Origin of the sequence: Hoyosella subflava DQS3-9A1, assembly GCF_000214175.1 — a bacterium.
Classification (GTDB): Bacteria; Actinomycetota; Actinomycetes; order Mycobacteriales; family Mycobacteriaceae; genus Hoyosella; species Hoyosella subflava.
This window is the reverse complement of sequence record NC_015564.1, coordinates 4,541,146-4,553,349: the sequence shown is the minus strand read 5'-3', so window position 1 is coordinate 4,553,349 and position 12,204 is coordinate 4,541,146. Positions and strand designations below refer to the sequence as shown.

Here is a 12,204-nt window from a genome sequence, read left to right as displayed (position 1 = left end):
GTCTACCCGCCCCGCCCTGCCTTCAAATCCATCGGCGCAGGTCAATAGAACCTGCGGAAATTGCCGTGTTTAGACGACCTGAGCAGATGGATTTTGAAACGCGATGAGCCGTCGCGTCGCCTCAATTGCCGCAATGCGACGATCAGCCCGGACGGAATGGGTGAGTCCTGCGGGTGCGTTCCGCTCCGCGACAAGTACCGACGCGGCAAGCGTGCGCGGGATATCGGTAAGCATGATCAGCAGGTCTGTGGCCTTCCACGAGGAATCAATGAGACCTGCACGCTGCCCCCGGCGAATCTCAGCGAGTTTGACTTCGCGGGCGGCGCGGAAGGGGCCTTCGCGGAATAGTATTTCCGGTGATTCGAGTTCGATCCATGTTTGCAGCTGCAGGTTATGCGGGTGAGACAGAAAGCTGTCGTAAAGACGCCCGACGTAGCCGGGCAGATCATCGGCAGTCAGGGCGGCTTCGCCGACAGTTTCCGCTACCCACCGCGCAGTGACCGCGGTGTACAGATCTTCCTTGTTCTCAAAGTAGGTGTAGAGGCGATCTTTGCTCGCCCGGGCTGTCTTCGCGATCCGGTTGATGCGCGCACCCGCGAACCCGAACTCGGCGAACTCTTCAGTTGCTGCCACGAGTATGCGTTCTCGCGTCGCTTCTCCTGCTGCTCGCATTCCCGTCAGTGTACCTTGCCGAACCATCTGGTTCGGCGTACCGTCGAACACCGAATCCGAACCAAAAAGTTCGGGAAAGGAGTTAACAATGAATCTGACCGATGCACACGCTCGTTTTCACGACCTGCAGCAGCACGACGGTCCCGTCGACCCGGCAGAGCTTGACCAGATCTGGGGGGCACTCGAACCTGTTCGGGCGGATGAGATCTTCGGCGAATGGGAGGGAGCTGAATTCACGACCGGACATCCACTATGCGGCACCCTCGAGAAGATCCGCTGGCACGGAAAAAACTTCAATTCCCTCCTTGATGCCCAGCCGCTCATCTGCCGTGACGATAGTGGGGCGCTCTACTCCAATACCGAGACAATGGGCGGGGAAGCCAGCCTGTGGAATATCGAGTTCCGCGGCGAGATCACTGCCACGATGGTGTACGACATGCGGCCGGTTTTCGACCATTTCAAGAAAGTCGATGCCAGCACGCTGATGGGAATCATGAACGGCAAAGGTGTCACGCCCAGAGGGCAGCATTTCTATTTCGTTCTGACTCGCGCCTCATGAAGACCCTCGCCGCAGTTTCACCCGCCCCGGACGCTCCGTTCGTGATCCAGCCGGTGGTACTAGCCGAACCGCGCGCGGACGAAATACTGGTCCGCGTCGAGGCTTCGGGGGTATGTCATACCGATCTGACGTTCAAGTCGAAGGTGCCCATGCCCGCTGTCTTCGGGCACGAGGGTGCGGGCGTCGTCGAATCCGTGGGAGATGCCGTTGAGAGCATCCATCCCGGTGACCGCGTGCTGCTCAGTTATCGGTGGTGCGGGGAATGCCGGCACTGCATAAGCGAGTTGCCGAGCTACTGCACGCACATGCAGGCCCTGAACTCCGCGGGCGGCCGCCGGGACGGTACACCGACCCTCACCCAGAATGGGAAACCGCTGTTCGGCGCGTTTTTCGGGCAGTCAAGTTTCGCGCAGCACGTTCTCACATCGTCGAGCAATGTGGTCGTAGTTGATGACGATGTCGCCGACCTTGCGACAGCGGCTCCGCTCGGCTGTGGATTCCAGACAGGCGCCGGTGCCGTCCTCAATGTGCTCGCACCGGGTACGGATTCATCGCTCGTGATCTTTGGGGCCGGGGCGGTAGGGCTAGCTGCAATCATGGCGGCGAGAGCGTGCGGCGTTCGCACAGTGGTGGCGATCGACCCCGTCGAATCGCGTCGTCAGCAAGCCATCAAGCTGGGTGCGACAGTCGCGCTCCAACCTGGCACCGCAGCGGTCGGCGCAATACGGGAGATCACCGACGGCGGCACCTCGCATGCGCTTGACACGACTGGGATCCCAGCTGTCATTGCGGAGGCTCTGACGGCTCTGGACTCGTGCGGGACGCTGGTCGTTGTCGGGCTCGGGAAGACGATGGCGGAAATCAACATCACCGATCTCATGCTCAACGGGAAAACGCTCCGCGGATGCACGGAGGGTGACGGTGTGCCCCAGAACTTCATTCCCACACTGTTTGACGCGCACGCGGAGGGACGATTTCCCATGGAACAGCTTGTCACCAAGTATTCCTTTCATGCCATCAATGACGCAGTGGCGGACATGCGGGCGGGAAAAACGATCAAACCCGTCCTGGTCTGGGAGGAAAAGAACTGATCTCCGTGAAATGTTTCGCGTGTCAGGTTACGGGATTTCACTGCGCTCGATAGCCTTGAAAGCAGGCAAAGCTGACGAGAACAAGAGGTGGCTCACATGCGGATCTCGGATTTGCTGCGAAACAAGGGCTCAAACGTCTCGACCGCGAACCCCAAAATGACGGTCGCCGAACTTATCGCCGCCCTCGCGGAACACAACGTCGGCGCGCTGGTAGTGGTGGAAGACGGGCGCGTCATCGGGATTGTTTCCGAACGTGATGTTGTCCGGAAACTCCATCGGAGCGGGGCGGCGGTACTTAAAGCGCCGGTCTCCGCGATTATGACAACGGACGTCGTCAGCTGCGTGCCGACCGATCACGTTGATAGTCTCGCCGAAATCATGACCGAACGCCGCGTCCGCCACATGCCGGTAGTAGTAGACGGCCGCTTGACCGGAATCGTCAGTATCGGTGACGTCGTAAAGAGCCGGATCAGTGAGCTCGAAAGTGACCGTGAGCAGCTCGAAACCTACATCGCGGGTGGGCGGTAGCGGTCACGAAGCAGGTCCGTGACAGCTTTGCCCAGCCTGATCGGATCGAGGGGGTGCGGGACTGCAGCCTCAGCTCGTGACCACTTCGCCAGCCAGGCGTCATCGGCTCGCCCCGTCAGTATGAGAATGGGCGGGCAAGGGTCGATCTCGTCCTTGAGTTGTTTCGCGATTCCCATGCCGCCCACAGGAACTGCCTCGCCGTCCAGAATCGCAAGGTCAACACCACCAGCGTCCAGATGTTTGATCACGACGGCGGCAGTCGCGACGTCGATGTACTCCAATTGGGGCAAGTCAGGGTGCGGACGCTTACCTAGCGCCTGCCTGACCTGTTCACGGGTACTGGCATCGTCGCTATAGACGAGCACGCGCAGTGCGAGCGTCGAGCCTGATGGGCTGGAAGCAGCGGTGGCATGGGTCACAAAGCCGATGCTACAGCGCGATTCGCTCGCCACGGCAGTAGACGTTCCTCGTCTCCTCCCACAGAAATCCGGATTGAGAATTACCCAAGCCAGTCGAGCACCGCTGCGGCTGTCCATGATTGCTGCATGCTTCCCAGCGGATTGCCAGTGAACGGTTCGTAGTACTCCGCGAAGCTTCCATCGCTCGCCTGCCGCAGCCCCTCGGATCTCAGCAGGTGGGCGCGTTCCGCCCAGCCGCGGCGTGCGAACACCCAGGAGAACAGCCACGTCATCACGGGCCAGATGGGTCCGCGCCAGTACTCGAATGGCCGGAAGTCCTTGGAGACTGGCGAAGTCGACGGGGGAACCGCGTACCGGAGATCCGGGTGACCGCAGAACTTCGGCCCTTCGAACGTGCGAAGCAGTGCGCGTTCGGCTTCACGATCAAGCCCTCCAGATATCAGCGGAGCGAAGATCGCGATCGTGTCAGTCGCGATCCAGGTGCCACCACGCAGGTCGTAGTCACGCGCGGCGCCGGATCGCTGATCGGTCGTCGAGATGACACCCTTGCGGAATCGCTCAGCCCAATAGTGCAGTTCTCGCACATCGGAATGTGGCTTGGAATGGTCTTCACCGATGATGGCGAGGATCTCGCACGCCATCGAGAACACCGCGCTTACGAAGACGTCTTCCACCGCGAAGCTCATTGTCGCGGATAGTTCCGTGTCCTCGTATCGGGCCGTTTTCATCTCTTCAAGTAGCCACAGGTATCGGTCATATTCGCGGTTCGTTGGCCGTTGAGCTGCGTCCGTGACGTGCGCGAGATCTTCACGCGTGTACGCAGGAACAGCGCCAGCGATGACGTTCGCGTATGCGGTGTCCCATCGGGGCGAGTTGTCCATGCCCGATTCCCAGCCGTGGAACAGGGTGATCCGGCCGTTCTCCGATGTATCGCGCGCGTGAGCAAGCCAGCGGTGCCAGCGCACCAGATCGGGCCAGCGGCGATCGAGGAACTCTTCAGCGATCGCCCGAGTGGTGCGGCCGTGGCGCCGGGAATGATCGAGGATGCGCTGAACTGCGATGGCGTGAACAGGCGGCTGGGTGATTCCGGAGGTCTGCATTCCTAGGGGCGCATTCGCCGCGAGATCCCGGCATCCCCAACGTGCGGGACCGGGAAAGTAGCCGTCAACACCGTTGGCGAAGACGATGTGCGGAATCATGCCGTTGCGCCACTGCGCCGAAAGAAGCGTATCGAGTTCGACGACGGCTCTTTCCACACTGAGTGGCGCTAGGCCGATTGCGACAAATGCGGCATCCCAGCTCCACATATGTGGATAAAGCCGGGGCGCGGCGCTGGTCATGGTCCCCAGATCATTGCCGCGCAACAGGTACGCAGCACGGGCTGCGAGCTGTGTGGGAGTAAATCCTCGATCCGGCATTAACCCATTTTGTGGCCTCGACGGTGTTTCCGCGAATTCAACGGGTCCATGCGAGGAGTTCGTGCAGCGGCCACGTGTTGATCACGCGGCTGGGTTCGACGCCTCGTTCGGCCGCGCGTTCGCACCCATACCCCTGCCAGTCAAGCTGCCCGGGGGCGTGCGCGTCAGTGTCGATACTGAAAAGACATCCGATATCGAGGGCGAGATCGATCAGGCGACTCGGTGGGTCCCTGCGCTCCGGACGCGCGTTGATTTCGACAGCAGTCCCGAAGTCCCGGCACGCGCTGAACACACGGTCGGCGTCGAATTTCGATTCGGGGCGTTTCCCGCGTCCGCCTTCGACCAGACGCCCAGTGCAATGGCCCAGAACATCGACATGCGGATTCTGGACGGCGCGGACCATGCGCCGCGTCATCGCGTTCTTCTCCGCTCGCAGGTTCGAGTGCACGCTGGCGACGACGACGTCGAGTTCGGCAAGCAGTTCCTCATGCTGATCAAGGGACCCATCGTCGAGTATGTCCACCTCGATTCCGGTGAGAATCCGGAAAGGCGCGAGCTCAGTATTGAGCTCGGCGACGACGTTCAGTTGTGTGCGCAGCCGTTCCGCGGACAGGCCGTTCGCTATCGTGAGGCGCGGTGAATGGTCGGTGAGAGCGCAGTAATCGTGGCCAAGCGCCTTCGCTCTCGCCATCATCTCGGCAATTGGGCTACCGCCATCGGACCAGTTCGAATGCGTGTGCAAATCACCCTTGAGTGCGGTCCTGAGTTCCTGCCCGCCGAGACCAATCGGCTCCGCCGACTCTTGCAGAGTGCGCAGGTATTCCGGTACCCCGTGGAATGATTCGCGGATGACGGCAGCGGTCTTAGGGCCGATCCCCGGCAGCGATGTCCACGTATCTGTTTGCTGCTTCTTCGCTCGCTGATCCATCGATAAGCCTGCGACAACGTCGGCCGCCCGGCGGAACGCCCGGACTCGGTGGGTTTCGGCCCGCGAGCGTTCCAGCCAGAACGCGACCTCACGCAGCGCTTCGACAGGATCCATACCCTCAATCGTTACAGATCCAGGACGAGCCGTTCTGTCTTTGCTCTGGACACGCAGATCAGCATCGAATCCGCGCGTTCCTCCTCGGTGAGTCGGCCGTCCAGGTGCTCCGGCGTACCACTCACCACGCGCACTTTGCAGGAGCCGCAGAAGCCTTGCTGGCAGGAGTAACCCACATTCGGCTCGTGCTGCTTGATCACCGCGAGAGCCGATTGATCAGCAGGAACTGGCACTACCTTGCCAGTGCGCGCCAGCTGGATCTCAAACGGTCGCCCGTTGCGTACCGGGGGAGCGCTGAAACGCTCCGAATGGATCGACACCGCGCGATCGTCGGCGGTTGCAGAACGGATGAGCTCGATCAGCGGGGGCGGGCCGCACACATAGACGGCGCCATCTGTGGGCGCTTCAGCCAGGACATCACCCGCAGTGGGGACGCCCTGCTCGTCATCGAGCCGGATTGTCACCCGTTGCTGATCCCACGTGCTGATTTCGGCGAGGAACGGAATTGACTGGCGGTTGCGCCCGCAGTACACAAAATGCCAGTCGATTCCGAGGCGCTGTGCGGCGCGAACCATGGGAAGGATTGGTGTGATCCCGATTCCGCCCGCGACGAAAAGCATGCGTTCGCGCGGTACAAACGGAAACCCGTTGCGTGGGCCGCGGATCTCGACTGACGTGCCGACGCGGAGCGAGTGCATTTCGAGTGAACCGCCGCCGCCGTCAGGAATCTTCCGCACCGCGATGCGGTAGTGCCCAGTATCTGAGGGGTCGCCGCACAGCGAATACTGACGTCGCCTGCCGGACGGCAGGTGGATGTCGAGGTGGCATCCGGGCTGCCAAGCAGGCAACGGGGAACCATCAGGTGCTGCGAATGTCAGCTGCACAACGTCCTCGTCGTGAGCGACAACCTCTCGGTTCACCAGCTCAAGTAGCAAGGCGTGCTCGCGTGCGTGCGCCTTACGTCCTACCGCGTACTGGGAGGAGGTGACGAGTCGCATCCACAATGTTTCCGCGACGACGCCGAAGGTGTCGATAACGCGGTCTGTGTGGGTTCGCTGCAGCGCGAGCGGGGGCGTGCCGGGGGGCCGGTGGAGAACGCTCATTTTAGCTCGCCGCCCTCGCCGCTGGTGACGATGCTAGATACGCGACCGCTTGCGCTGTGTCGCCGACACCTCCGGGTGTGTAGCGCGGCGAGAAATACTGGGCCATGCGTCTAACCAGGTGTGGCAGCGAGGGGAGGACCCCCTGATTCGCTGCCCTGAAGAAGCTGCGCCAGAAGATCTTGCGCTCAGATTCGGGCATGTTTCCGAGTTGGGGGTCGACACTCATGAGGTACCGGACGCCGCGCCAGAAGAGGAAGATCAGCACGGGGCTCGCGATGAGTTGCGTGCGTGCCCGCCGGATGTAGCTGTGGTCGAAGTACTTGAGCGTCTCGTGGGCCACCATGCGATGCTCGACTTCCTCAGCGCCATGCCAGCGCAGCAAGTCCAGAATCGTGGGATGCACTCCCGCCTTGTCGAGGCCCTCCGCATTGAGAACCCAGTCTCCAAGGAAGGTGAAAACGTGTTCGAGAGCCGCGATCACGGCGAGCTTCTCGACGAGGTAATTCTGCTTCCGCAAGCCACTCAGCGGCCTCGGGCCAAGGAAACTCTCGAAGATCCACGTCGCCTGGTCGATAAACGGAGCGGTGTCGATCCCCTTGCTGCGAAGCAGATCCCGGATGCCGGAGTGTGCGTGGGCGTGCATCGCCTCCTGGCCCATGAACCCGATCACGTCTTCACGCAATTTCTCATCTTCGATGAGCGGAAGGGCTTCCTTGAAGGTCTCTACGAACCACTCTTCGCCTGCTGGCAAAAGCAGGTTCAGCACGTTGAGGACATGCGTGGAGAAGGGATCTCCGGGGACGTAATGCAGCGGTAGTCCGGAAAAGTCGAAGGTGACTTTGCGTGCGTGCAGTGCAACGTTGTCACTGACGGGGACATCGCTGTTGAGCAACTTCATCGTTGGCTCTTGTGTGGCCATGGCGGACGCGTACTCCTCGTTGAGTCGGGTCTATGATGGACATAATATTACAACGTACATTGTCACAATGCACGTGGAGTAGATCCGCGCTGGCTGACTTTGCCTAGACATGCCGAACGGCGCTGCCCCGACAGCAGCGCCGTTCGTCTGGAACCCTTGCGGGGTGGTATTTACTTCTTCTTGAAGGTGTCCTTGATGTTTTCGCCGATCTTCTTTACACCTGCCGATGCTTGATCGCCTTTACCTTCGGATTCGAGGTCCCTATTGCGTGTCACCTCGCCGATCTTCTCTTTCGCCTTACCCACAGTGTCTTCAGTGGAGTTCTTCGCCTTATCGATGAATCCCATGATCATTCCTTCCACGTGACCCGACTGCTTCTTTGTTCTAGTTTGTTAAAGCTCAAACCACTGGCGTCGCCTAAGCCGACGTGCAGTGCGCGCCTGACGCAGCCACCTGCGCCATCGCTGCCCTCTGGTTGTGGGATATCCAGATACCGAGCCGTTAAACCTCACGGCCTCAGCCAAGTGGATCCGATCGATTTCGGCGAGTGCCCTGATGTAGACCTCCGGGTCTCCGCCAAAGTCAGGGTGGTGTTCGCGTGCCACTGCCCGACGGGCGGCTTTGTAGTGTGCCCGCTGGTCAGCCATGTGACGCTCCCCTTCCCCCTCGTGCAGTACTAGTTAGTCGCGGTGAGCCTGGAGGACTGCACGCCTGAACTGGTGTGATCCGCACCATAGCTCTTCCCGGAACTGACCGGATGCAGCATTCGAGCAAGCACAGCAGCGCAACAGAACCCCGCAAGTGCCTTCAGGGCCGCCATTGCGATGGTTCCAGCGGTGACGGAGGTTCCGGCAGTGAGGTCATTGGGCACGAGCAGTACGACAAGTAGGTAACAGCCCCAACTGGCTAGCGCCCCCGAGCTGAAGAATGCTGAAGCGATCACGACCCAGCGTCGAAGCGACTGCGGCCGACCCAGTGCTAACGCCATCGCCGCCGCCGCCGCGATAGTGAAAACGATGATCTCACCGATAAGGCGGCCCACGTCTGTACGGTCCGCTGTCATCAAGTGAACAGAGGATGCTACCGCTAGCGCAATCGGCAGTACGAATGCTGCGAACTCGATGGGGCCGGCCCGTCGGCCTTCCGATAGCCGCGCGGCCCATTTCTGTTCAGCTGACCACCGATCCCGCGCGTAAAGCGCGAACCCAGCGATCAGGAAGATGCCCAGTATGGCAAATCCTGCATACACGACAGCGAAGACCCATGACTCGATCGGCGGCTCGGGAAGGTGTTCATCGACTCCGGGCTCACTCGTGGCCCCGATCGCCAGCTGAATGGGCAAGGTGATCAGAATTTGGCCGAGTAGCCCGGTCGCCACCCACATTGGGGCGACAACCAGCAACGACGGCAGCCTGCGTCCCCACGCGGTGACGAACGCAAGCGCGAGCACCACGGCCACGATTTCCATCGCGGCGGTGACCGCATTGAGGGCGAGCATTATCGTGCCCGTACCGAATTCTGGATCGTTCAGACCGATCCGCCCGCCGGAAAGCCAATGCGCCTTTAGCGCTAGATATGGACCCGTAGCGGCGATAGCGATCAGCGAAATCGCCCAGCGAGCCGGGCCTGCTGACGATGACTGATTATTTCGAAGTGTCATGGCTATAAGGCTCGCGCGCCGTCGTCGTGCGTGGATCCCCCTGGAGGACTCATCACCTCCCTCGCGCGGGGGATATCGTAGCCACGGCGGCACTGACAGGATGGGCTGTATGCGCGGGGCCAGAATCACCAGCACGATTCACGCGCTGCTCGGTGCTGCGCTGTTGCTGCCATTTGTATTGCTCGGCTGGGCTTTTGCGGAATCAATTCGGTTGGCGGAAGCGGTGAACGCCGCCTTACTCGTGGTGATCGCCTGTGCCACGGCCGTTGTCGCTATGGCTATCGTGCTGGCTCCGCCCGTCAGGCAACTCGAAGTGACTGCGGCGCGGCTTCTGCTTGGGACGACACTGCCCGATGTCGGGGATCCGCGGTCGTGGTCATCGCGGTGGCGCGGCTTTTGGTGGTTCGTGCTCAATCTCGCAATCGGTGCGGCCGTGACCTTCGCGCTCCTGATTGGCGTGCCGGTTGCGACTGGCTTGCTGGCCTTCCCGTTTCTCGATGAGACGGAGCTGAGGTTCGGTGCAGCGGACGGTGCAGTGATCGAGGCGGGTGGGGGATGGTCCGCCGCATGGGTGCCGGTGGCCGGGGTGCTTGTCGCGGTGGTTACGGGTTTGCTGGTGCTGGCGGCTGGGGCGCTGTTGCGTCGCGCTGCGCCTCGAATTCTCGGTCCCACCGCTGCCGACCAATTGGTTCTGGCCGCTAGCCGCGAACGTGAGCTCGCTGCCCAGAATGAGCTTGCGCGAGAGCTGCATGACTCCATCGGCCACGCATTGACTGGAATTCTCATGCAGGCTACCGCTGCGGGGCGGGTGGTGGACGCCGGTCGCGGTGCGGATCCTCTTGTGCGCCAGGCGCTTGCCGCGATTGAAATAACTGGGAGGGGTGCGCTCGAGGAACTTGATGAGGTGCTCGGAGTGCTGCGAACGGGCGGGATGGGCCGCACACAACCTAAGACGCTGGCTGACGTTCGTGAACTCGCGGAAAGAGCCTCTGCGACTGTCGAGTTCAAGCAGCGGGGCGATGTCGCCTCCGTTCCCCTCAGCATTTCCCGGGAATCGTTCCGAATTGTGCAAGAGGCGCTGACGAACGCGACCAGGTACGGAACAGGATGGGTGAGCCTGGAAGTCGCAGTTGAAGACGGCGTCGCAATCTTCGTGCGAAACCGGATCAGTGCGGCCGCTGCGCCGCCGCGAGAAGGCAATGGGCTACGGGGAATGCGCGAGCGCGTCCTCCTTCTGGGAGGACGTGTCGATGCTGGGCAGCATGACGATGAGTGGCATCTGCAGGCCAGGATTCCCGTTGATCGGAGACAAACATGATTCGTGTCGCGGTCGTCGACGATGATCCACTGGTGCGCACCGCGCTCGCGGCGATCCTGGGAACAGAGCCTGACCTGGAGGTCGTTGGTGAGGCTGATGACGGTGTCGACGTGCCTGCGCTCGTTCAGAACTGCGAGCCTGACGTCGTCCTGATGGATGTCCGGATGCCGCGCATCAACGGTATCGAAGCGACACAGCGCATTGCCGCAACTGGCGGGCCCCGCGTGCTAGTGATCACGACCTTCGAGAACGACTCCTACGTATACGACGCCCTGCGGGCTGGTGCGGCTGGGTTTCTCCTGAAACGTGCGAAGCCAGATGTGCTGATCACGGCGATCCGTACGCTCGCGACGACCGACGCGCTTTTGTTCCCCGAGTCCATACGGCGGTTGGCGATGCAACAGACACGCGGCCGGCACCGGGCGTCCTCGACGGTGAACTTGACGGCTCGCGAGTCCGACGTGCTTCGTGCTCTCGCCCGCGGCCGCACCAACGCTGAGATTGCCGCCGAGTTGTACCTATCGGTCGAAACAGTGAAAACCCACGTGGGTGCGATTCTTGGGAAGCTCGGCGCCCGTGACCGCACCCAAGCCGTGATCTTTGCGTACGAATCGGGCCTCATCAATGTCGGCGAAAACCAGTAGCGGAAAACCCTTGCGGTTGACGTAGCGTCAACGCTTACTGTCTCTACATGGACTGGCCAATCCAAGAGATAGCCCGCCTATCGGGAGTAACGACGCGCACGCTGCGGCACTACGACCAGATCGGGCTGCTCGCACCCACCCGCACCGCCGGGAGCGGTCTGCGCTACTACGACGCGGACGCGCTCACCCGGCTGCAACGCATCCTGATGCTCCGCGATCTCGGGCTCAGTCTGCCCACTATCGGCGACGTGCTCGACGGGCAGAAAGACGATGTGGCCGCATTACGCGTCCATCTCGCCTGGCTCGAAACGGAACAGCAGCGCCTTGCGCGTCAGGTCCGCGCGGTGCAGCACACCATTGAAACGAAGGAACGAGGTGAATCTCCCATGGCAGATCAGATGCTGGATGGGTTCGATCACACGCAATACAAGGAAGAAGTTGAGCAGCGCTGGGGTAAGCAAGCCTATGCCGACGGGGACCGCTGGTGGCGTGGGCTGAGCGCCGAACAAAAAGCCGACTTCATGACCGAGGTCAAGTCGCTGAACGAAGACTGGCAGCGCAGCTACGCGGCCGGCCATGTTCCCGAGAGTGATGAGGCGCAGGCCCTCGCCGGTCGGCACTACCGCTGGCTCACCGCCGCGTACCAGGGCAAAGCGCCTGTCAAGAAACACCTGACGGGACTCGCCCAGATGTATGTCGACGACCCGCGCTTCGCCGCGAACTATGAGGCATCGGCAGGAGACGGCGGTGCTGTGTTTGTGCGTGACGCGCTCGTGGAGTGGGCTGAGCGGAATCTGCAGTAGGTTGATCGTGCTGGGGCGATAACACGCC

The 12,204-nt window shown here is 61.5% G+C and carries 15 protein-coding genes; 6 read left to right on the top strand and 9 right to left on the bottom strand.

Annotated elements, in window-relative coordinates; all coding sequences use genetic code 11:
* Positions 1–69 precede the first annotated feature (69 nt).
* Positions 70–672 (bottom strand): TetR family transcriptional regulator, encoded by a 603-nt coding sequence (locus tag AS9A_RS21145; RefSeq protein ID WP_013809205.1) that lies wholly within the window; start codon positions 670–672, stop codon positions 70–72.
* An 88-nt stretch (positions 673–760) separates the two neighbouring features.
* Here AS9A_RS21145 and AS9A_RS21140 point away from each other — a divergent pair, with 88 nt between their 5' ends.
* The 3 genes from AS9A_RS21140 to AS9A_RS21130 all read left to right on the top strand — a co-directional run bounded on the left by AS9A_RS21140 (position 761) and on the right by AS9A_RS21130 (position 2,850).
* On the top strand, positions 761–1,231 hold the full coding sequence (locus AS9A_RS21140; protein ID WP_013809204.1) for a DUF4334 domain-containing protein: 471 nt from the start codon (positions 761–763) through the stop codon (positions 1,229–1,231).
* Positions 1,228–2,322, top strand: coding sequence for an NAD(P)-dependent alcohol dehydrogenase (locus AS9A_RS21135; RefSeq protein WP_041451268.1), 1,095 nt, complete (start codon positions 1,228–1,230; stop codon positions 2,320–2,322). Before AS9A_RS21140 ends, AS9A_RS21135 begins: the two co-directional genes overlap by 4 nt.
* A gap of 96 nt (positions 2,323–2,418) precedes the next feature.
* The gene (locus AS9A_RS21130; RefSeq protein WP_013809201.1) at positions 2,419–2,850 is read left to right on the top strand and encodes a CBS domain-containing protein; all 432 of its coding nucleotides are present in this window, start codon (positions 2,419–2,421) and stop codon (positions 2,848–2,850) included.
* On the opposite strand, the gene AS9A_RS21125 is transcribed toward AS9A_RS21130, so the two are convergent.
* The 8 genes from AS9A_RS21125 to AS9A_RS22960 all read right to left on the bottom strand — a co-directional run bounded on the left by AS9A_RS21125 (position 2,829) and on the right by AS9A_RS22960 (position 9,411).
* Positions 2,829–3,269 (bottom strand): Rv3143 family two-component system response regulator, encoded by a 441-nt coding sequence (locus tag AS9A_RS21125; protein WP_049793964.1) that lies wholly within the window; start codon positions 3,267–3,269, stop codon positions 2,829–2,831. The two genes, AS9A_RS21130 and AS9A_RS21125, sit on opposite strands and share 22 nt — an antisense overlap.
* A gap of 80 nt (positions 3,270–3,349) precedes the next feature.
* The gene (gene ggh / locus AS9A_RS21120) at positions 3,350–4,687 is read right to left on the bottom strand and encodes a glucosylglycerate hydrolase (RefSeq protein ID WP_013809199.1); all 1,338 of its coding nucleotides are present in this window, start codon (positions 4,685–4,687) and stop codon (positions 3,350–3,352) included.
* Positions 4,688–4,724: 37 nt separating this feature from the next.
* Entirely contained in the window at positions 4,725–5,729 is a 1,005-nt protein-coding gene (locus AS9A_RS21115) for a PHP domain-containing protein (RefSeq protein ID WP_013809198.1), read from the bottom strand.
* Positions 5,730–5,740: 11 nt separating this feature from the next.
* Positions 5,741–6,832 (bottom strand): PDR/VanB family oxidoreductase, encoded by a 1,092-nt coding sequence (locus AS9A_RS21110; protein ID WP_013809197.1) that lies wholly within the window; start codon positions 6,830–6,832, stop codon positions 5,741–5,743.
* A 1-nt stretch (position 6,833) separates the two neighbouring features.
* Complete coding sequence (locus tag AS9A_RS21105) at positions 6,834–7,751, bottom strand: metal-dependent hydrolase (protein WP_013809196.1); 918 nt, start codon at positions 7,749–7,751, stop codon at positions 6,834–6,836.
* A gap of 170 nt (positions 7,752–7,921) precedes the next feature.
* The gene (locus AS9A_RS21100; protein WP_013809195.1) at positions 7,922–8,098 is read right to left on the bottom strand and encodes a CsbD family protein; all 177 of its coding nucleotides are present in this window, start codon (positions 8,096–8,098) and stop codon (positions 7,922–7,924) included.
* Positions 8,099–8,143: 45 nt separating this feature from the next.
* Positions 8,144–8,398 carry a hypothetical protein gene (locus tag AS9A_RS23940; RefSeq protein WP_013809194.1) on the bottom strand — a complete coding sequence of 85 codons (255 nt, stop codon included), beginning with the start codon at positions 8,396–8,398 and terminating at the stop codon, positions 8,144–8,146.
* A 29-nt stretch (positions 8,399–8,427) separates the two neighbouring features.
* Positions 8,428–9,411: a hypothetical protein gene (locus tag AS9A_RS22960; protein WP_013809193.1), complete on the bottom strand. Its 984-nt coding sequence runs from the start codon at positions 9,409–9,411 to the stop codon at positions 8,428–8,430.
* Positions 9,412–9,520: 109 nt separating this feature from the next.
* Here AS9A_RS22960 and AS9A_RS21090 point away from each other — a divergent pair, with 109 nt between their 5' ends.
* Genes AS9A_RS21090 through AS9A_RS21080 form a run of 3 tightly spaced genes read left to right on the top strand, consistent with a single transcriptional unit; the run spans position 9,521 to position 12,176 of the window.
* Complete coding sequence (locus tag AS9A_RS21090) at positions 9,521–10,729, top strand: sensor histidine kinase (protein ID WP_013809192.1); 1,209 nt, start codon at positions 9,521–9,523, stop codon at positions 10,727–10,729.
* Entirely contained in the window at positions 10,726–11,373 is a 648-nt protein-coding gene (locus AS9A_RS21085) for a response regulator transcription factor (protein WP_013809191.1), read from the top strand. Before AS9A_RS21090 ends, AS9A_RS21085 begins: the two co-directional genes overlap by 4 nt.
* Before the next feature lie 47 nt (positions 11,374–11,420).
* Positions 11,421–12,176 (top strand): MerR family transcriptional regulator, encoded by a 756-nt coding sequence (locus AS9A_RS21080; RefSeq protein WP_013809190.1) that lies wholly within the window; start codon positions 11,421–11,423, stop codon positions 12,174–12,176.
* Positions 12,177–12,204 lie beyond the last annotated feature (28 nt).

Bases quoted from the DNA above. Each gene is read 5' to 3' on its own strand.
- AS9A_RS21145 (WP_013809205.1), bottom strand. From the start codon at position 672: ATGCGAGCAGCAGGAGAAGCGACGCGAGAACGCATACTCGTGGCAGCA.
- AS9A_RS21140 (WP_013809204.1), top strand. From the start codon at position 761: ATGAATCTGACCGATGCACACGCTCGTTTTCACGACCTGCAGCAGCAC.
- AS9A_RS21135 (WP_041451268.1), top strand. From the start codon at position 1,228: ATGAAGACCCTCGCCGCAGTTTCACCCGCCCCGGACGCTCCGTTCGTG.
- AS9A_RS21130 (WP_013809201.1), top strand. From the start codon at position 2,419: ATGCGGATCTCGGATTTGCTGCGAAACAAGGGCTCAAACGTCTCGACC.
- ggh (WP_013809199.1), bottom strand. From the start codon at position 4,687: ATGCCGGATCGAGGATTTACTCCCACACAGCTCGCAGCCCGTGCTGCG.
- AS9A_RS21115 (WP_013809198.1), bottom strand. From the start codon at position 5,729: ATGGATCCTGTCGAAGCGCTGCGTGAGGTCGCGTTCTGGCTGGAACGC.
- AS9A_RS21110 (WP_013809197.1), bottom strand. From the start codon at position 6,832: ATGAGCGTTCTCCACCGGCCCCCCGGCACGCCCCCGCTCGCGCTGCAG.
- AS9A_RS21105 (WP_013809196.1), bottom strand. From the start codon at position 7,751: ATGGCCACACAAGAGCCAACGATGAAGTTGCTCAACAGCGATGTCCCC.
- AS9A_RS21100 (WP_013809195.1), bottom strand. From the start codon at position 8,098: ATGGGATTCATCGATAAGGCGAAGAACTCCACTGAAGACACTGTGGGT.
- AS9A_RS23940 (WP_013809194.1), bottom strand. From the start codon at position 8,398: ATGGCTGACCAGCGGGCACACTACAAAGCCGCCCGTCGGGCAGTGGCA.
- AS9A_RS22960 (WP_013809193.1), bottom strand. From the start codon at position 9,411: ATGACACTTCGAAATAATCAGTCATCGTCAGCAGGCCCGGCTCGCTGG.
- AS9A_RS21090 (WP_013809192.1), top strand. From the start codon at position 9,521: ATGCGCGGGGCCAGAATCACCAGCACGATTCACGCGCTGCTCGGTGCT.
- AS9A_RS21085 (WP_013809191.1), top strand. From the start codon at position 10,726: ATGATTCGTGTCGCGGTCGTCGACGATGATCCACTGGTGCGCACCGCG.
- AS9A_RS21080 (WP_013809190.1), top strand. From the start codon at position 11,421: ATGGACTGGCCAATCCAAGAGATAGCCCGCCTATCGGGAGTAACGACG.